Raw genomic sequence first — 18,264 nt, forward strand, 5'->3', positions numbered from 1 at the left:
CCCATGCCCCAGGGGAGCATGATGCCGCGGTGGTTTCCCAAGCACTGGCGCCCCAGGCGCCGCGTCCACCGAGAAACCCGACCATGCTCAAGCACTTGCGTGCTCCCCGCAGTCATGCCCTGGCTGCCGCCATCGGCCTGACCCTCGTTTCCGCCGCCGCCTTCGCCCAGGACGCCGCGCCCGCCACGGCCGCGCCGGCCGAAGGCGAGGCCAAGACCCTCGACGCGCTGATGGTCACCGCCCAGCGCAAGGTCGAACGCGCCAAGGACGTGCCGGTCGCGCTCACCACCGTCGATCGCGAAAAGCTGCACGTGCTCGGCTCCGGCGGCGGCGATATCCGCTTCCTGTCCGGCCGCCTGCCCAGCCTCAACATCGAGTCCTCGTTCGGCCGCGCCTTCCCGCGCTTCTATATCCGCGGCCTGGGCAACACCGACTTCGATCTCAACGCATCGCAGCCGGTATCGCTGGTGTACGACGACATCGTCCTCGAGAACCCGCTGCTCAAGGGCTTCCCGATCTTCGATCTGGAAAACGTCGAACTGCTGCGCGGCCCGCAGGGCACGCTGTTCGGCCGCAACACGCCGGCCGGCGTGGTCAAGTTCGAATCGGCCAAGCCGACCCGCGAACTGGAAGGCTACGGCCAGGTGTCCTACGGCACCTACGGCACCACCAATTTCGAAGGCGCGGTCAGCGGCCCGCTCGGCGCCAACTGGTCCGGACGCGCTTCGGCGATGTTCCAGCGCCGCGACGACTGGGTCGATAACACCAACCCCAACGCGCGCACCAACCAGAAGCTGGAAGGCTACGACGAATCGGCGCTGCGCCTGCAGTTGCAGTACGACGGCAGCGACACCTTCCACGCACTGTTCAACGTGCACGCGCGCCGCCTCAACGGCACCGCGCGTCTGTTCCGCGCGCAGTTGTTCAAGAAGGGCACGAACGATCTGTTCGACGGGTTCGACGAGGAAAAGGTCGGCATCGACGGGCGCAACTTCCAGCACCTGAAGACTTTCGGCGCCAGCGCGCGTTTGAGCTGGGATCTGTCGAACGACTTGACCCTGTATTCGATCACCGGTTACGAGACCGCCGATTCGCTCAGCCGCGGCGATATCGACGGCGGCGTCGGCGCGATGTTCCTGCCCGGCGGCAGCACCCCGGTCGGCATTCCGTTCACCGCCGAATCCGCCGACGGTCTGCCCGACCATCGCCAGATCACGCAGGAATTCCGCCTGGAATCGAACTACAGCGGCCCGCTCAACTGGCAGGCCGGCCTGTTCTACTTCGACGAAGACATCACCGTCGACAGCCTGAACTACGACACCCTGGCCGGTGGCGTGCAGGCCGGTCATGCCCAGCAGAAGCAGCGCAACAAGGCCTGGGCGGCGTTCGGTTCGCTGGAATACGCGGTCACCGATCGCTTCAAGCTGCGCGGCGGCCTGCGTTACACCCAGGACAAGAAGGACTTCAGCGCCAGCGTGCTGCAGAGCGCGCCGTTCGGCGCGCCGGTGTCGGGCCCGTTCAAGGTCACCACCGACGTCAACGACGTCAGCTGGGATATCAGCGGCGTGTTCCAGGCGACCGACGACATCAACCTGTATGCGCGCGTCGCGAAGGGTTTCCGCGCGCCCAGCATCCAGGGCCGCCTGTTGTTCCAGACGCCGCCGCAGCCGTCGGTGGCCGACGCGGAGAAGGTGATCTCGTACGAAGCCGGCCTGAAGGCCGACCTGTGGGACAAGCGCGCTCGCCTGGGCTTCGCGCTGTTCCGCTACACCGTCGATAACCAGCAGCTCAACGCGGTCGGCGGCGCGCTCAACCAGACGATTCTGGTGAACGCCGACAAGACCCTGGGCCAGGGCTTCGAAATCGACCTGGACGCGTACCTGACCGACAACCTGATGGTCACCTTCGGCGCCAGCTACAACGACACCGAAATCCAGGACAAGAACCTGTTCGTCGCCCCGTGCGGCGGCGGCTGCACCGTGACCGACCCGATCGTGGTCCGCAACGGCCAGACCCTGGCGGCGATCGACGGCAATTCGCTGCCGCAGGCGCCCAAGTGGGTCTATAACGTGACCGCGCGCTACAGCCTGCCGCTGGCCAACGGCAACGAGTTCTACGTCTACACCGACTGGGCTTACCGCAGCGAAGTGAATTTTTTCCTGTACGAGTCGAAGGAATTCCGCGGCAAGGCGCTGCTGGAAGGCGGCCTGCGCGTGGGTTACCAGTGGGACAACGGCCGTTACGACGTGGCCCTGTACGGCCGCAACATCCTCAACGAAGTGCGCGCGGTCGGCGGCATCGACTTCAACAACCTGGTCGGTTTCGTCAACGACCCGCGCATCGTCGGCGTGGAGTTCAAGGCTTCGTTCTGACGGTTGCCGCAGCTTGAGCAGTGACCAACGGCCCGCCCAGTGCGGGCCTTTTTTTTATCTTGCGCCGTGGCTCAAGTCTTTTGTGGGAGGGCCTTCAGGCCCGATGCTCTTCGCTAAGACCCTGGCGATCTGACCGAAGAGCATCGGGCCTGAAGGCCCTCCCACAAGAGCGAGGTTTGGGGCCCCGGTGAATCGCCGTCACCGTGTTAAACCGTGATCGAGGCGTCCATCTTTTCGTGCGCTGTCGGGCAACTGCGGCGGCGGCCGGACAAGGCCGCGCCGACGCGCTATCGTGCGCCCAACCCAGACACCGAGCGACGTCCCCATGACCACCGCCTACGACTTCTCCGCTACCGACATCGACGGCAAGACCCAGTCGCTGGACCGCTACAAAGGCAAGGTGCTGCTGATCGTCAACGTCGCCTCCAAGTGCGGCTTCACTCCGCAGTACACCGGCCTGGAAAAACTCGAGCGCGACTACCAGACGCGCGGCTTCGAAGTGCTGGGCTTTCCCTGCGACCAGTTCGGTCACCAGGAGCCGGGCGACGAGAACGAGATCAAGGAATTCTGTTCGCTGACCTATGACGTGACCTTCCCGATGTACGCCAAGATCGACGTCAACGGCGACAAGGCCCATCCCTTGTGGAAGTGGCTCAAGGACGAGAAGGGCGGCTTCCTCGGTATCGATGCGATCAAGTGGAACTTCACCAAGTTCCTGGTCGGCCGCGACGGCAGCGTCATCAAGCGCTATGCGCCGACGGACAAGCCCGAGTCGATTGCGGCGGATATCGAGAAGGCGCTGGCTTGATTGACTTGATCGTTGGGTGATGAAAGAAAGGCTTCGGCTTTACCAGCCGAAGCCTTGTTTGTTTCAGCACCGATCGACCCACCTACCGTCATTCCCGCGAACGCGGGAATCCAGGGCCTTTCGTGCGAGAACGTTTGAAGTCACTGGATTCCCGCATTCGCGGGAATGACGTTCTGGAAGTTCGCCGCGGATTTAGGCTCATCACGCCGAGCCCCCTTCAACCCGAACACCGGCCGCAACAGCGGCACGCGCCGGATGATCTCGTGCAGCACGAAGCATCCCGCCACCGTGCCGGTCAGCACGATCGCCGGCTCCGCGACCGGGCCGAACTTCAGCGGCAAGATCCAGTACGCGATCAACACGATCAGGCTCTGGTGCAACACGTACCACGGGTACACCGCCTCGGTCGCCCACGGCAGCCAGCGGAACGGGCGGTTGAGCAAGGCATGGCCCCAGCCCAGGATCGCGCAGATCGCGAACCACACGTACAGATTGCGCAGCAGCCACAGGCTGTTCTGCAGCAGCGTCGGGATGTCGTCGGGCAGCACGATGACCAGGGTCAGATAGAAGCCGAACAGGCCCAGCGCCAGCCCCAGCGTCCACTTGCGCAGCCGCACCAGCTCGTTCCACAGGCCGCTGTCGTTGCCGATCCAATAGCCGTACAGGAACACGGTGAAATAGACCGTGTGGCGATACCAGTCGTGGATCAGGTCGCCGGTGTCGTGGAACAGCGGCGCCAGCACGAAGGTGAACACCGCCAGCGGCAGCGCCGGCAGGATCATCAGCTTCCAGCCGCGCAGGCCGACCGCCAGCGCGTGCAGGCGGTGGCCGACGCGGTTGCGGAACAACGGCAGCAGCACGGCCAGGGTCATCGTGTAGACCCACAGGTACACCAGGTACCACAGGTGGTTCCAGGTGAAGCCGTACTCCCAGCCGTCGAACGCGCCCTTCGGCCAGGGCTGGAAGTGGTAATAGCGGATCAGGAAATCGACGAACCCCGGCTCGACCAGGCCGTTGGCGACGCCCTGGGCGTAGGGCTGGATCGGCACGATCAGCAGGCAGCCGAAGGTCAGCGGCAGCAACAGCCGCCAGCTGCGCTGGACCACGAAGCGCCCCAGCGAGGTGCCGCGCAGCAGGAAATGCACCGACAGGCCCGAGATCAGGAAGATCAGGTCCATGCGCCAGCGGTTCACGAACAGCATCGGGATCTGGAGGGTCTGCGACAGATGCTCGCTCTTGAGGTGCCAACCCCAGTCGGCGACGTAGAGCATGGCGCAGTGGTAGAGGATCAGCAGGGCGAAGGCGAGGGCGCGCAGGGCGTCGATGTCGTAGCGGCGTTGCATGGCGGGTCCGCGGCGGGAAGGTGGACAAATCCTGTAAGCCCAGGCACTTAGCCGGTATCCCCGGGTGACCGGAGGCGACCGGGCGGGGACGAATCGTGGCCCCGAGGGATAATCGGTTGCCGTCCCCGCCGCCGCGCAGGCGAGAATGCGCGGCATGAGCTTCGATCTCTCCGCCGCCAACGCCTCCGACCCGCAAGCCGCCGTGCCGGCCGCCGCCGCGCCGACCGCCTGGGACCGCTACCAGCCCTGGCGCCGCACGGTCGAGATGCTGGCCTGGGTGACCCTGTTCGCGGTCAACGCCGCCTTCGGCACCTTGACCGCGGTGATCGACATCCACCGCTACGCGCTCGACATCCCCGACTGGGCCCCGGCGGTGTGGGAGGTCAGCAGCTGCGCGGTCGCGCTGGCGCTGGTGCCGGCGCTGGTCTGGTACACGCGCCGGATCCCGTTCCATTTCGACAGCTGGCGCCGGGCCCTGGCCCTGCACCTGATCGGCAGCGTGCTGTGGTCGGTGCTGCACGTGGTCGGCATGGTCGCGCTGCGCAAGCTGGTTTATGTCGGCCTGGGCGAGCGTTACGACTTCGGTTCCTGGGGCATGAACCTGTTCTACGAATACCTGAAGGACGTGCGCTCCTACACCTACATGGTGCTGTGGATGGAGGCCTACCGCCTGCTGATGCGGCGTTGGCAGGGCGAAGCCAGCCTGCTCGCCAGCCCGGACGACGTGCCCGAGCCGGCCGTGCCCGAGCGCCCGGAGCGTTTCCTGGTGCGCAAGCTGGGCAAGGAGTTCCTGATCGCCGCCAGCGAGGTCGAGTGGCTGCAGGCCTCGTCCAACTACGTCAACCTGCATCTGCGCGGCCGCGACTACCCCTTGCGCACCACCATGGCGACGATCGAAACCCAGCTCGACCCGACCCGCTTCGTGCGCGTGCACCGCAGCTTCATGGTCAACCTGGATTGCGTGGGCGAGATCGAGCCGCTGGAAAGCGGCGATGCGCGCATCACCATGCACGACGGCAGCAAGATCCCGTGCAGCCGGCGCTATCGCGGCGCGCTGCGGCAGGAGCGGCGCGCGGCCTAGCGCGCGCCACGGCTCACTCGCGTTTCTTGGCCGGCTGCCTGAGCACTTCCGGCGGCAGCAGGTCGGCCACTTCCTTCGCGAACTGCTTCACCATCTTCGCCGAATAGCCGCTGTGGACCTTGGCGATCACGCCTTTCTGGTCGATCACGAACAGATTCGGCACGGCCTTGACCGCGTAGTACCGCGCCGCCGTGCCCGGGTCGTGGATATAGGTCAGGTCGAGCTCGGGATTGCGCCGCACGAATTCGTCGAAATCGCGCTTGGGCTCGTTGAGGTTGATCGCGATGACCTGCAGATGCTCGCGGCCGACGCCGGTCTGCAGCGCCGACAGCAGCGGCAGTTCGCGCAGGCACGGGCCGCACCAGCTGGCCCAGAAGCTCACCACCACCAGTTTGCCGCGATGGTCGCTGACCTTGACCGGCTTGCCGGCGAGGTCCAGGCCGAGAAAGTCCGGCGGGGTTTCGCCCGGCCGCGGCTGGGAACTGGCCGAGGCGCGGGCGGCGGCGGGTGTTTCGGCCGCGGACTCGGCGGCGAAGGCCGGAGCGGTCAGCGCGCAGGCCGCGATGAGCCAGCCCGACAGCGACGCGCGCGCCTTCGACCGAAACCACTTGAATGCCATTCGTCCCGCCGTCGTCCGGATGCTGTGCAGGCCGGCAGGGTAGCAGGCGCTCACTTCTCGACGAAGGCGCGTTCGAACACGTACTGGCCCGGCGTGCCGATGCGCGGTGCGGCGGTGAAGCCGCGGCGGTCGAGGATGTCGCGGAAATCGGCCAGCATCTGCGGGCTGCCGCAGATCATCGCGCGGTCGTGCTCGGCGTCCAGCGGCTCGATGCCGAGCTGCTCCATCATCCGGCCGCTGTCCATCATCTGGGTCAGCCGGCCGCGCTGGTCGCGCCCGTCGAAGGCGAAGTCCTCGCGGCTCACCGCCGGGTAGTACTTCAGCTTGGCGGCGATCTGTTCGCCCAGGAACTCGTGCTGCGGCAGCTCGTTGACGATGTAGTCGCGGTAGGCCAGGTCGTGCACGCTGCGCACGCCGTGGCAGAGCACGACCTTGTCGAAGCGCTCGTAGGTTTCCGGGTCCTTGATCACCGACAGCCACGGCGCGAAGCCGGTGCCAGTGCCGAGCAGGTACAGATTACGGCCCGGGTGCAGATCGTGGATCAGCAAGGTGCCGGTGGGCTTGCGCCCGATCAGCACGCTGTCGCCGGGACGGATCGACTTCAGGCGCGAGGTCAGCGGGCCGCCCGGCACCTTGATGCTGAAGAATTCGAGCTGCTCTTCCCAGTTGGCGCTGGCGATGGAATACGCGCGCAGCAACGGTTTGGACACGCTGCCGTCTTCGTTCGCGACCTGCAGTCCGATCATTACGAACTGGCCGTTCTCGAAGCGGAAACCGTCGTCGCGGGTGGTGGTGAAGCTGAAGTAGTCGTCGGTCCAGTGACGGACGTCCAGCACCGTCTCGGTGCCAAAAGCGGAAGACATGCCGGGGGTTTCGGGTGGCGCGGGGCGCGTATTGTACCCCAGGATGAGATCGGTTCTTATCTGGAGCGGTGCGGCGGCGGAAAGCGGAAACGAGTTCGCAGGAGTGAGGAGTGAGTAAAGGCAGGAGCCGGGTTCTTACTCACGCCTCACTCCTCTGAACTCGTTCCTGGCCCTAAAATCCCAGCCCTGTCAACGGGTTCCCCCTTCACGCCCGCATTGCGACAATCGCGAGGTTCCCGCTCGGCGGGGCTAAACGATTGGAAACGATGCAAGACAAGAACACGCAGTCCGCGCAGGTCGCGAACAAGATCGCCCAACTCATCGCCGTGGAAATCGGCGCCCAGACCGCCCAGGCCCTGTCCGCGATCGCCCTGCTCGACGAGGGCGCGACCGTGCCCTTCATCGCGCGCTACCGCAAGGAAATCACCGGCGGCCTCGACGACATCCAGTTGCGCGATCTCGAATCGCGCCTGCGTTACCTGCGCGAACTCGAAGACCGCCGCGCCGCGGTGCTGGAAAGCATCGCCGAGCAGGGCAAGCTGACCGACGAACTGCGCGGCGACATCGAAGCGGCCGACACCAAGTCGCGCCTGGAAGATTTGTACCTGCCGTACAAGCCCAAGCGCCGGACCAAGGCGCAGATCGCGCGCGAAGCCGGGCTGGAACCGCTGGCCGACGGCCTGCTCGCCGATCCGACGCTCAAGCCGGAGGAATTCGCCGCCGGTTTCCTCAGCGAAGAAAAACAGGTCGCCGACGTCAAGGCCGCGCTGGAAGGCGCGCGCGCGATCCTGATGGAGCGCTGGGGCGAAGACGCCCGCCTGGTCGGCGAACTGCGCACCTGGCTCACCGAGGTCGGAGTGATCCGCGCGCGCGTGGCCGAGGGCAAGGAAAACGAAGGCGCCAAGTACCGCGACTACTTCGACCACGCCGAATCGCTGGCCAAGATTCCCTCGCACCGTCTGCTGGCGCTGTTCCGCGCCCGCCGCGAGGAAATCCTGTTCCTCGATCTGGACCCGGGCAGCGACGCCGAATCCGGCCACGCCTACGGCGAAGGCCGGGTCGCGCTCAACGCCGGCATCAGCGACCAGGGCCGTGCGGCCGATCGCTGGCTGCTCGACGCCTGCCGCCTGACCTGGCGCGCCAAGCTGCATCTGCATCTGCTGCTGGATTTGTTCGGGCAGGCGCGCGAGAAGGCCGAAGCCGAGGCCATCGACGTGTTCGGCGACAACCTCAAGGACCTGTTGCTGGCCGCGCCGGCCGGCCCGCGCGCCGTGCTCGGCCTGGATCCGGGCCTGCGCACCGGCGTCAAGGTCGCGGTGGTGGACGCCACCGGCAAGTTCGTCGCCCACGACACCATCTACCCGCACGAACCGCGCAAGCAGTGGGACCAGTCGCTGCACACCTTGCGCGCGCTGTGCGTCAAGCACGGCGTCGAACTGATCTCGATCGGCAACGGCACCGCTTCGCGCGAAACCGACAAGCTGGCCGGCGATCTGATCAAGCTGATGCCCGAGACCAAGCTGACCAAGGTCGTGGTCAGCGAAGCCGGCGCCTCGGTGTATTCCGCCTCCGAGTTCGCGTCGAAGGAATTCCCCGATCTGGACGTGAGCATCCGCGGCGCGGTTTCGATCGCGCGGCGCCTGCAGGACCCGCTGGCCGAACTGGTCAAGATCGAGCCCAAGGCGATCGGCGTGGGCCAGTACCAGCACGATGTCGATCAATATCGTCTGGCGCGCGCGCTCGACGCCAAGGTCGAGGACTGCGTGAACGCGGTCGGCGTCTACGTCAACACCGCCTCGGCGGCGTTGCTGGCGCGGGTGTCTGGCTTGTCGAGCACGGTCGCGGAAAACATCGTCCGTCACCGCGACGAGAACGGCCCGTTCGTCTCGCGCAAGGCCTTGCTGAAAGTGCCGCGCCTGGGCGACAAGACTTTCGAACAGTGCGCCGGCTTCCTGCGCATCGTCGATGGCGACGAGCCGCTGGACGCCTCGGCGGTGCACCCGGAGGCGTATCCGGTGGTCGAGCGCATCGTCAAGCAATGCGGCCGCGAGGTGAAGAGCCTGCTGAGCGATCCGCAGTTCGTGCGCGGCCTCAAGCCCGAGGCGTACACCGATGAGAAGTTCGGCGTGCCGACGGTGCGCGACATCCTCAAGGAAATGGAAAAGCCCGGCCGCGATCCGCGACCGGAGTTCAAGGCGGCGAAGTTCGCCGACGGCGTGGAAGACCTCAAGGATCTGCGGGTCGGCATGATCCTGGAAGGGGTGATCAGCAACGTCGCCGCGTTCGGCGCGTTCGTCGATATCGGCGTGCACCAGGACGGGTTGATCCACATTTCGGCGTTGTCGGACAAGTACATCAAGGACCCGCGCGAAGTGGTCAAGGCCGGCGATGTGGTCAAGGTGCGGGTGCTGGAGGTCGACATCCCGCGCAAGCGCATCGCCTTGACCCGCCGCCTGGACGACGCCATCCCGGCGCCGCGCGCGCCGGGTGCGGAGCGTGGTGATCGCAACGAGCGCGGCGGCGGTCGCGGCGATGGCGGGCGCGGCAACAACAGCGGGCGTCCTGCGAACAACGCGGGTCGTCGCGATCAGCCGCAGCGCGGCGGTTCGTTCGCGCCGCAGGGCAAGGCGGCGCCGCCGTTGGGCGGGGCGCTGGCGGATGCGTTTGCGAGGGCCAAGCAGAAGTCCTGATTGTTGAGGGCTGTTGGTTGTTCGGGAAAGCCGCTTGCTCGTGAGAGCAGGCGGCTTTTTTGTTGGTTGTGGACTTGGGCGCGAGGGTGTCTTGGATCAGGCGGCGATTGTTGGAATCAAACGCGAAATCAGGACTTTGCAGACGCAGATGCAGATGCCGTCGCTATTTCTTTGGCTTTCGCTTTCGCTGTTGCTGTTGCTGTTGCTGTTGCCAAGATTTTGTTTCGCTCCGACTTGGCTTTTGCCTTTGTTGTTGCTGGGCGCAGCTAGTAACTCGCGAGACCAGGGACACCCGGAGGGCGGCGCACATGGACGTGCGCCGGGTGCCACCTTGGGCAGGATGCCCAATGTGGCACCTGCCTGCGCAAGCATCGCACTCGTGGCTCTTGACTCGAAACAGCCCAAAGCCCTTTCTTTGGTTACTTTCTTTGTGGCTTTGGACAAAGAAAGTGACCCGCCGCTCCATGGCGGAAGCTTTAGGCGTTTGATCTTGCTCCTGCTCCTGCCTTGCTCTTGCTTGCGGCTTCTGCTTTTTGCTCGTCATTCCCGCGAACGCGGGAATCCAGGGCCTTTCGTGCGAGAACGTTTGAAGTCTCTGGATTCCCGCGTTCGCGGGAATGACGGTAAGAGGGAGTGCACGGGTCTGGTTGTTTCGATCAGGGACCTCAGGGTCCTTAGAAGCCTTAGAAGCCTCAAGCAAGATCAAACGCCAAACGCTTCCGCCATAAAGCGGCGGGTCACTTTCTTTGTCCAAAGCGACAAAGAAAGTAACCAAAGAAAACGCTTTGGGCTGTTTCGAGTCAAAAGCCACGAGTGCGGTGCCGACGCAGGCAGGTGCCACATTGGGCATCCTGCCCAAGGTGGCACCCGGCGCACGTCCATGTGCGCCGCCCTTCGGGTGTCCCTGGTCTCGCGAGTAACAAGCCGCGCCCAGCAACGACAAAAGCAAAGGCGGAGCGAAGCAAAGCAAGGCGAAGGCGAAGCCGAAGCAAAATCTTGGCAACGGCAACGGCAACGGCAACGGCAACGGCAACGGCAACCGCAACGGCGATTGCGTCAGCCGCCGCGCCGCATCAACACGTCACTTCGCCACAGGCGAATCGAGCCGCAACAACTTGCCTTCTTCTTCATCGGTCAAAACATAAACCTTGCCGTCAGCCGACACGCGCACATCGCGCACGCGCCAACCCAAGGATTTGAGCAGCCGCTCTTCCTTGACGATCTTGTCGCCATCCAGACTCAAGCGGATCAGGCTGCTGTCCGCCAATGCCCCCAGGAACAGACTGTCGTTCCACGCCGAGCCGGCATGACCGGTGTAGAAGGCCATGCCCGACAACGCCGGCGACACTTCCCAGACGTGATAGGGCGATTCTAGCCCCGGCTTCTCCTTGCCCTCGGCCTCGGCGATCTTCAGGCCGCTGTAGTCGATACCGTTGGTGATGATCGGCCAACCGTAATTCTTGCCGGCCTGGGGCAGATTGATTTCGTCGCCGCCGCGCGGGCCGTGTTCGGCTTCCCACAAGGTGCCGGTGCGCGGGTCGGTCGCCAGCGATTGCATGTTGCGATGACCGTAACTCCAGATCTCCGGCCGCGCGTCCTTGCGGCCGACATACGGGTTGTCCGCCGGCACGCTGCCGTCCAGGTTCAGGCGCACCAGCTTGCCCTGCAGTTTGTCCAGTTCCTGCGAGGCCATGCGCTGCTGGCGCTCGCCCTGAGTGATGAATATATGGCCCTTGCCGTCGAAGGCGATGCGCGAACCGAAATGATTCGGGCCGACCAGCTTGGGCTGTTGCTCGTAGATGCGCTTGACCTCGGTCAGCGCGGTGTCGCCGAGCGTCGCGATCGACACCGCGGTGCCGGCGCTGTCGTCGGGGCCGGGTTCGGCGTAACTCAGGTAAATGTGTTTGCTGGTGGCGAAATCCGGCGCCAACACCACGTCGAGCAAGCCGCCCTGGCCCTTGGCCCACACCGGCGGAACGTTGGCGATCGGCGCGGAGATCGCGCCGTCCTTGCTCACGCGGCGCAGGCGGCCGGGGCGTTCGGTTATCAGGAATTCGCCGTTGGGCAACAAGGCTACCGACCACGGATGCTCCAGGCCGCTGGCGATTTCGGTTACCCGCACTTCGCCCAGTTCGCTGGGCACGCGATGTTCGACAGCTTGTTTCGGCGCCGGCCGAGCGGCCGCGGCCGCGGCTTCGGCGTCGCCGCCGCGCTGGCAGGCGGCCAGCGTCAACAGCATCGCGGCGGACAAGACGCCGCGTCGTAGGACGAAAGTCATGCTCAGCTCCTGAAAACGGTGAGGTCGAGATCGCAAGCCGGCTCACCATAGCTCGCGCGCGGCGCCGGAACAATTCGACCTTGTGCGCCCATCGCCGACGCGCGAGCGGCCGGCTCAGCGGTAGCCGGCGGCCTGCAATTCGAACAACTCCGCGTAACGTCCGCCCTGCGCGAGCAGTTCCTCGTGGGTGCCGCTGGCTTCCAGCCGGCCTTCGGCCAGCACCAGGATGCGGTCGGCCATGCGCACGCTGGAGAAGCGATGCGAAATCAGCACCGCCGTGGTTTCCTGCGACAGTTCCTTGAAGCGCTGGAACACTTCGAACTCGGCGCGCGCATCCAGCGCGGCGGTGGGTTCGTCGAGGATCATCACCTGCGCATCGCGCATGTAGGCGCGCGCGATCGCGATCTTCTGCCACTGGCCGCCGGACAGGTCCACGCCAGTCTTGAAACGCCGGCCGATCAGCTGGTCGTAGCCGCGCGGCAGGCCTTCGATCAACTCATCGGCCATCGCCCGGCGCGCCGCTTCGCGGATGCGTTCGGAATCGTTCATCGCGTCGATCTGGCCGACGCCGATGTTCTCCCCGGCGGTGAGGTGATAGCGCACGAAATCCTGGAAGATCACGCCGATGCTGGAACGCACCTGATCCAGGTCGTAGTCGCGCAGATCGCGGCCGTCGAGCAGGATGCGGCCCTCGTCGGGGTCGTACAGCCGCGCCAGCAATTTCACCAAAGTGGTCTTGCCGGCGCCGTTCTCGCCGACCAGGGCCAACACTTCGCCGGCCCGCAATTCGAAGTCCAGGCCGCGCAGCGCCCAGCGTTCGGCGTCGGGATAGCGGAAGCCCACGTTCTCGAACACGAAGCCGCGCTGGATCGGCTTGGGCACCGCCACCGGATTGGCGGGGGAGACGATCTCGGGTTTGATTTCGAAGAAGGAAAACAGATCGTCGAGGTAAAGCGCCTGGCTGGCGACTTGCGAGAAACCGACCAAAAGCCCTTCCAGCAATTGCCGCAGCCGGCGAAAACTGCCGGCCAGAAAGGTGAGGTCGCCGATACTGAAATCGCCGCTCACCGTGCGCCAGGCGATGTAGCCGTAAGCGATGTAGTAGCCCAAGGTCCCCAGCCCCGCCAGCAGGGTTCCCCAGAACGCGCGGCGGCGGGCGAGGGCGCGGTTGGCCTTGAAGAACTTGTCCGCCAGTTCGCGGTACTTGGCGATCAGGAAGCGGTGCAGATTGAAGATCTTCACCTCCTTCGCCGTTTCCACGCTGGCGCCCATCTGGCGCACGTATTCGAGCTGGCGGCGCTCCGGCGTCCAGGCGAAGTTGAGCGAATAGCCCAGCGCGTTGAAGTGCGCTTCGCCGACGAAGGCCGGAATCAGCGCGACCGCGAGCAGCAGGATCAGCCACGGCGCATACACCAGCAGGCCGATAGCGAAGCTGATCACGGTGATGGTGTCCTGGACCTGGCCGAACAATTGGCTCATCAGGCTCATGCGCCCCATCGTCTGCCGGCGCGCGCGGTCGAGCTTGTCTTGCAGATCGGGGTCTTCGAAATCCTCCAGGTCCAAGGTCGCCGCGTGTTCCATCAGGCGCACGCTGGTGACGTTGGTGAACAGCTCCGACAGCAGCGAGTCGCCGTAGTTGACCACGCGGCCGAGCAGGTCCGATCCGATCGCAAGGCCGAACTCCAAGGCCAACAGCGCCAACAAAGTGTTCAGTTGTCCGCCCGCCCAGGCCTCGGGCAACGAACCGAAGCCATGCCCGGTGCCGACCAGCCGCACCGCTTCGTCGATGATGAGTTTGCCGACGTAGAGCGTGACCACCGGCAACAGCGCGCGGATCAGGCGCAGACCGAGCGTGATCAGCGTCAGCGCGGGACTGGTCTGCCAGATCTGCCTGAGGAAGGGCGGCAGGTTGCGCAGCGCGTTGAAGCGTTCGCGCAGACTGGGTTTGCCGCCGCTGTCTTTGCCGGGACGACGGGCGCTGTCGTTATCGTTGGGGGTAGCCATGCGCTGATTGTGCTCCCGATCCGCCGCGGCTTGCGACTGGTCCGTGCATCGTCTTGAATCCGGCGGTCATCGGTGCTGAAGTTCGGTCACCGCAGGGACAGGCTCTCGCTCTGGATCGTGGCCTGGTTCGCGCACTCGAAGATCAAACCGACCTTCGACGAAATTTCCCGAGAGGCGCGCGAACATTCCGACCGGCAGTGAAAGACCCTGCATTGGGCGCCGACGGACAAGGGCTCTGTCGGGATAAGCCGTTCGGCATATCGCGTAAGCGGTAAAAGCCCATCGCGATCGAGGCATTGCGACTGGCATCACTGTGGAGCCCCGCCGGCTGGATTGTGATGCGCGCATCGTCGCGGGACCTGACGCAGTCCGGATACGGCACCGATGCCGCGGATGCGCCCGATGTCAGTCGGCAGCGGCGATTCCCTCTCCCTCAAAGGATCGACCACGATGCAAAAGCAAGCATTGTCGCTGCTGGCTATGGCCTGCCTGTGCCCCCTGTTGGCTATCGCGCAAGCGCCATCGCGAACCGCCGCGGCCTGCCGTTCCGATACGGCCCGGCAGATCGCCGTCACCGGCACGGGCCTGGGCCGCAGCTTCCAGAATCCCTGTTTCTCGCCGAACGGCCGGGTGTTGGCTTTCACCAATTTCGCTACGCGCTACAACACCGGAAAATCGGTGGTGCGCACCGTGCCGGCCGAGGGCGGCGCGGTGCTGGCCGCGCTCAGCCCTACCTCGGCGCAGAGCGTGAACCTGCCGGGGCAATGCTGGTCCGCGGCCACCGATGAGGTGGTCTATTCGAGCGATGTCGCCGATCGCGACGAAATCTATCTGGCGCCCGCGGCCGGCGGTGCGTCGCGGCGCGTCACCCGACGGCCCGGCTTTCTGGCGTGGGAGCCGTCGATCTCGCCGGTGCTGAGCGACGGCAAGCGATGGATCGTGTTCGAATCGCACAGCGAAGCCAATCCGGAGTCCGGCGGCGAACTGTGGAAGATCCGCAGCGACGGCACTGAGCCGGCCGTCCGCCTGACTCAGAGCCATAACGACCGGCAGCCGGAGTGGTCGCCCAAGGGCGACAAGATCGTGTTCCAGCGCGAGGTCGGCCCCGAAAGCTGGGACGTGTTCACGCTGGATGTCGCCACCGGCGCGGTGTTCAACGTCACCAATGCCGGCGAGCTGTTCAATACCGATGCGTCGTGGTCGCCGAGCGGAAACTACATCGTGTATTCGTCCGGCGATGCCGATATCGAAATCGCGAATGTGTTCGTGATTGCGGCCGCCGGCGGCAACCGCATCCGCGTCACCCGCAGTTGCGGACTCGACGGCGCGCCGGGCTGGTCGCCGGACGGCAGCACGATCGCGTTCGAATCGGCGCCGTTCGACCCGGATGCGCAAGGCAGCACGACCTTGTGGGCGATCGACGCGCCGGCGGGCGTTCGCTGACAGCGGTATCGATCCGCGCAGCCGGAACTTGCGAGACATCGGCGGCCGCAGGGCCGCCGATGATCGTCGCGGCGACGGGCGATCAGCCTTTCGCGGTCTCGCCGTCGCCGAACACCGGCCGGAAGAAGCTGCGCTCATAGCTGACGATGAAGCGCTTCTCGGCGGCGTAGGCGAACGCGGCCTGACACTCGGGATCTTCGAACGAGCGCGTGCGGTAATCCTCGTACGCGGCCAGGCTCGGAAACGAAAACATCGCCAGGGCCACGTTGCTATGGCCCTCCGACGGCATGAAGTAACCGTGGTGGGTGCCGCCGAATTTCTCGACCAACGGAATCCACAGGCGGCCGTATTGCTCGAACTCGGCCAGTTGGTAGGGATCGATGATGTAGCGCAGGTAGCAGGTGATCATGCGGACTCCGGTGCGGCGGTGGGGGGGGCGCTCGCGGACACGGCGCGGGCGCGGGCGCAGGCGCAGGCGTCAGATCGTAGCGCCGAGCAGAAAGATCGGCTGATACAAGGCGAACACCACAAAGGCGGATCCCGCCATCGCCAGCGTCACACCGAACAAATAGGCGGCGTTGTCGCGCTGCCGCGCCGGCCAGATCGCCCACAGCGCCAACACCGCCAGCGGCGCCGGGCACAGCATCCACGGGTAATCCATCAGGATTTGCGTCATCCACGGCAGATCGGCGCCGAATGCGCTGAACGTGGCCTTGAACTGCGGCACCACGGCCAGGGTGCCCAGGCCGATCAGCAGCGGCGCGAGCAGTCCGATCGCCAGGCGCATGGGGCGGAAGGCCGGGTTCTGCGGCGTGGTAACGGTCGAACGGGGTGGCTGGTAGCTCATCGGATATTCGTCTGGGCCGTGGCAGGACGGCGGGAACGTGGCCCGCGCGCCGCCCGGGACGGGCGCCGCGGGGTCCGCATCGGGGCGCAACCCGGCCGGACGGGTAGAATAGCGGTCCCACACCGCCAGCCCTACGCCCGCCGTGACCGCAACCCCGTCTTCGGCCGCTTCCAGCGGCCCCGTCGTCATCCGCCAGGACGACCTGATCCAGTCCATCGCCGATGGCCTGCAGTACATCAGCTATTACCACCCGGTCGATTACATCAAGAATCTCGCCGCCGCTTATGAGCGCGAGGAAAGCGCCGCGGCCAAGGACGCGATCGCGCAGATCCTGATCAATTCGCGCATGTGCGCCGAAGGCCACCGGCCGATCTGCCAGGACACCGGCATCGTCACCGTGTTCCTGGAAATCGGCATGGACGTGCGCTGGGACGGCGCGACCATGGGCGTGGAGGACATGGTCAACGAAGGCGTGCGCCGCGCCTACAACCATCCCGACAACAAGCTGCGCGCCAGCGTGCTGGCCGATCCGGCCGGCAAGCGCAGCAACACCCGCGACAACACGCCCGCGGTCGTCAACGTCAAGGTCGTGCCGGGCAATACGGTGGACGTGATCGTCGCGGCCAAGGGCGGCGGTTCGGAAGCCAAGTCCAAATTCGCGATGCTCAACCCGTCGGATTCCATCGTCGATTGGGTGCTCAAGACCGTGCCGACCATGGGCGCGGGCTGGTGCCCGCCGGGCATGCTCGGCATCGGCATCGGCGGCACCGCCGAGAAGGCGATGCTGCTGGCGAAAGAATCGCTGATGGAGCCGATCGACATCACCGATCTGCAGGCGCGCGGCGCCAGCAATCGCGCCGAAGAGCTGCGTCTTGAGTTGTACGAGAAGGTCAACGCGCTGGGCATCGGCGCGCAAGGCCTGGGCGGCCTGACCACGGTGCTCGACATCAAGGTCAAGGATTATCCGACCCATGCCGCCAACCTGCCGGTGGCGATGATCCCGAATTGCGCGGCGACCCGCCATGCGCATTTCACCCTCGACGGCAGCGGTCCGGTGATGCTCGATCCGCCGTCGCTGGAAGACTGGCCGAAGCTGACCTACGACGCTTCCAAGGGCCGCCGCGTCGATCTGGACACGGTGACGCCGGACGACGTCGCCAGCTGGAAGCCCGGCGAAGTGCTGCTGCTCAACGGCAAATTGCTGACCGGCCGCGACGCCGCGCACAAGCGCATGGTCGAGATGCTGGGCAAGGGCGAAGCGCTGCCGGTCGATTTCAAGGGCCGTTTCATCTATTACGTCGGCCCGGTCGATCCGGTGCGCGACGAAGTCGTCGGCCCCGCCGGCCCGACCACGGCCACGCGCATGGACAAGTTCACCGAACAAGTGCTGGCGCAGACCGGCCTGCTGGGCATGGTCGGCAAGGCCGAGCGCGGCCCGGCCGGCATCGATGCGATCAAGAAGCACCGCTCGGTGTACCTGATGGCCGTCGGCGGCGCGGCGTATCTGGTGTCGAAGGCGATCAAGGCCTCGCGCGTGGTCGGCTTCGCCGACTTAGGGATGGAAGCGATCTACGAATTCACCGTGCAGGACATGCCGGTGACGGTGGCGGTGGACAGCACCGGCGAGTCGGTGCACAAGACCGGCCCGAAGGAATGGCAGGCGCGGATCGGCAAGATTCCGGTGGTGGTGGAGTCGGCCTGAGCGGTGCTGCTGCGCTGTTTGCGGATCTAACGAAGACGCCGGGTTTTGACCCGGCGTTTTTGTTTGGGTCTTAGGAAGCAAACGCCCCTCAGAGGGGGTTGGATCGTAGCAACTTAAGGGTCGCCCGATAGAGGTCGTCGTGGCGATGGTTGAAGCGAAACTCGCACTCCTTGAGGTGCAGGTAGAAGGTGGTCTTGGCCAGGCCGTTGAACTT

Annotated in this window: 14 protein-coding genes and 2 pseudogenes; 7 read left to right on the forward strand and 9 right to left on the reverse strand. The window is 65.4% G+C overall.

What is annotated here, in order from left to right:
- Positions 1-83 precede the first annotated feature (83 nt).
- Positions 84-2,372, forward strand: a complete 2,289-nt coding sequence (locus AB4Y92_RS21280) for a TonB-dependent receptor (protein WP_441821482.1) — start codon at positions 84-86, stop codon at positions 2,370-2,372.
- Between the two features lie 54 nt (positions 2,373-2,426).
- Here the strand turns inward: AB4Y92_RS21280 and AB4Y92_RS21285 are convergent, their stop codons facing one another.
- Positions 2,427-2,537, reverse strand: coding sequence for a DUF6053 domain-containing protein (locus AB4Y92_RS21285; protein ID WP_441821483.1), 111 nt, complete (start codon positions 2,535-2,537; stop codon positions 2,427-2,429).
- Between AB4Y92_RS21285 and AB4Y92_RS21290 the strand changes: the two are divergent.
- Together AB4Y92_RS21290 and AB4Y92_RS21295 are read left to right on the forward strand one after the other, a co-directional pair.
- A pseudogene (locus AB4Y92_RS21290) lies at positions 2,509-2,589 on the forward strand (DUF6053 domain-containing protein); the annotation flags it as partial. The gene AB4Y92_RS21285 and the pseudogene AB4Y92_RS21290 overlap by 29 nt on opposite strands.
- Before the next feature lie 108 nt (positions 2,590-2,697).
- Entirely contained in the window at positions 2,698-3,180 is a 483-nt protein-coding gene (locus AB4Y92_RS21295) for a glutathione peroxidase (protein WP_386793145.1), read from the forward strand.
- A 140-nt stretch (positions 3,181-3,320) separates the two neighbouring features.
- Here the strand turns inward: AB4Y92_RS21295 and AB4Y92_RS21300 are convergent, their stop codons facing one another.
- Positions 3,321-4,523 (reverse strand): acyltransferase family protein, encoded by a 1,203-nt coding sequence (locus AB4Y92_RS21300; RefSeq protein WP_441821484.1) that lies wholly within the window; start codon positions 4,521-4,523, stop codon positions 3,321-3,323.
- Positions 4,524-4,677: 154 nt separating this feature from the next.
- On the opposite strand from AB4Y92_RS21300, the gene AB4Y92_RS21305 reads away from it, so the two are divergent.
- On the forward strand, positions 4,678-5,604 hold the full coding sequence (locus AB4Y92_RS21305) for a LytTR family DNA-binding domain-containing protein (RefSeq protein WP_441821485.1): 927 nt from the start codon (positions 4,678-4,680) through the stop codon (positions 5,602-5,604).
- Positions 5,605-5,617: 13 nt separating this feature from the next.
- On the opposite strand, the gene AB4Y92_RS21310 is transcribed toward AB4Y92_RS21305, so the two are convergent.
- Both AB4Y92_RS21310 and AB4Y92_RS21315 read right to left on the reverse strand, forming a co-directional pair.
- A complete protein-coding gene (locus AB4Y92_RS21310) occupies positions 5,618-6,223 on the reverse strand; it encodes a TlpA disulfide reductase family protein (protein WP_441821486.1) in 606 nt (201 codons plus the stop codon).
- Positions 6,224-6,273: 50 nt separating this feature from the next.
- Positions 6,274-7,086, reverse strand: coding sequence for a ferredoxin--NADP reductase (locus AB4Y92_RS21315; RefSeq protein ID WP_441821487.1), 813 nt, complete (start codon positions 7,084-7,086; stop codon positions 6,274-6,276).
- Between the two features lie 266 nt (positions 7,087-7,352).
- Here AB4Y92_RS21315 and AB4Y92_RS21320 point away from each other — a divergent pair, with 266 nt between their 5' ends.
- Positions 7,353-9,776 (forward strand): Tex family protein, encoded by a 2,424-nt coding sequence (locus AB4Y92_RS21320; RefSeq protein WP_441821488.1) that lies wholly within the window; start codon positions 7,353-7,355, stop codon positions 9,774-9,776.
- A 1,081-nt stretch (positions 9,777-10,857) separates the two neighbouring features.
- Here the strand turns inward: AB4Y92_RS21320 and AB4Y92_RS21325 are convergent.
- Together AB4Y92_RS21325 and AB4Y92_RS21330 are read right to left on the reverse strand one after the other, a co-directional pair.
- Positions 10,858-12,054, reverse strand: a complete 1,197-nt coding sequence (locus AB4Y92_RS21325) for a PQQ-dependent sugar dehydrogenase (RefSeq protein WP_441821489.1) — start codon at positions 12,052-12,054, stop codon at positions 10,858-10,860.
- Positions 12,055-12,168: 114 nt separating this feature from the next.
- The gene (locus AB4Y92_RS21330) at positions 12,169-14,058 is read right to left on the reverse strand and encodes an ABC transporter ATP-binding protein (protein ID WP_441821490.1); all 1,890 of its coding nucleotides are present in this window, start codon (positions 14,056-14,058) and stop codon (positions 12,169-12,171) included.
- Between the two features lie 450 nt (positions 14,059-14,508).
- On the opposite strand from AB4Y92_RS21330, the gene AB4Y92_RS21335 reads away from it, so the two are divergent.
- Entirely contained in the window at positions 14,509-15,501 is a 993-nt protein-coding gene (locus tag AB4Y92_RS21335; protein WP_441821491.1) for a hypothetical protein, read from the forward strand.
- Between the two features lie 82 nt (positions 15,502-15,583).
- On the opposite strand, the gene AB4Y92_RS21340 is transcribed toward AB4Y92_RS21335, so the two are convergent.
- Positions 15,584-15,910, reverse strand: a complete 327-nt coding sequence (locus tag AB4Y92_RS21340) for an NIPSNAP family protein (RefSeq protein WP_441821492.1) — start codon at positions 15,908-15,910, stop codon at positions 15,584-15,586.
- A 69-nt stretch (positions 15,911-15,979) separates the two neighbouring features.
- Entirely contained in the window at positions 15,980-16,348 is a 369-nt protein-coding gene (locus AB4Y92_RS21345) for a hypothetical protein (RefSeq protein WP_441821493.1), read from the reverse strand.
- 142 nt (positions 16,349-16,490) lie between these two features.
- Between AB4Y92_RS21345 and AB4Y92_RS21350 the strand changes: the two genes are divergently transcribed.
- The gene (locus AB4Y92_RS21350) at positions 16,491-18,050 is read left to right on the forward strand and encodes a fumarate hydratase (RefSeq protein WP_441821494.1); all 1,560 of its coding nucleotides are present in this window, start codon (positions 16,491-16,493) and stop codon (positions 18,048-18,050) included.
- An 88-nt stretch (positions 18,051-18,138) separates the two neighbouring features.
- Here the strand turns inward: AB4Y92_RS21350 and AB4Y92_RS21355 are convergent.
- Positions 18,139-18,264 (reverse strand): annotated as a pseudogene (locus AB4Y92_RS21355) (IS1595 family transposase); the annotation flags it as partial.

The organism is Lysobacter sp. TAB13, from assembly GCF_052113885.1.
Taxonomy (GTDB): Bacteria; Pseudomonadota; Gammaproteobacteria; order Xanthomonadales; family Xanthomonadaceae; genus Lysobacter; species Lysobacter gummosus.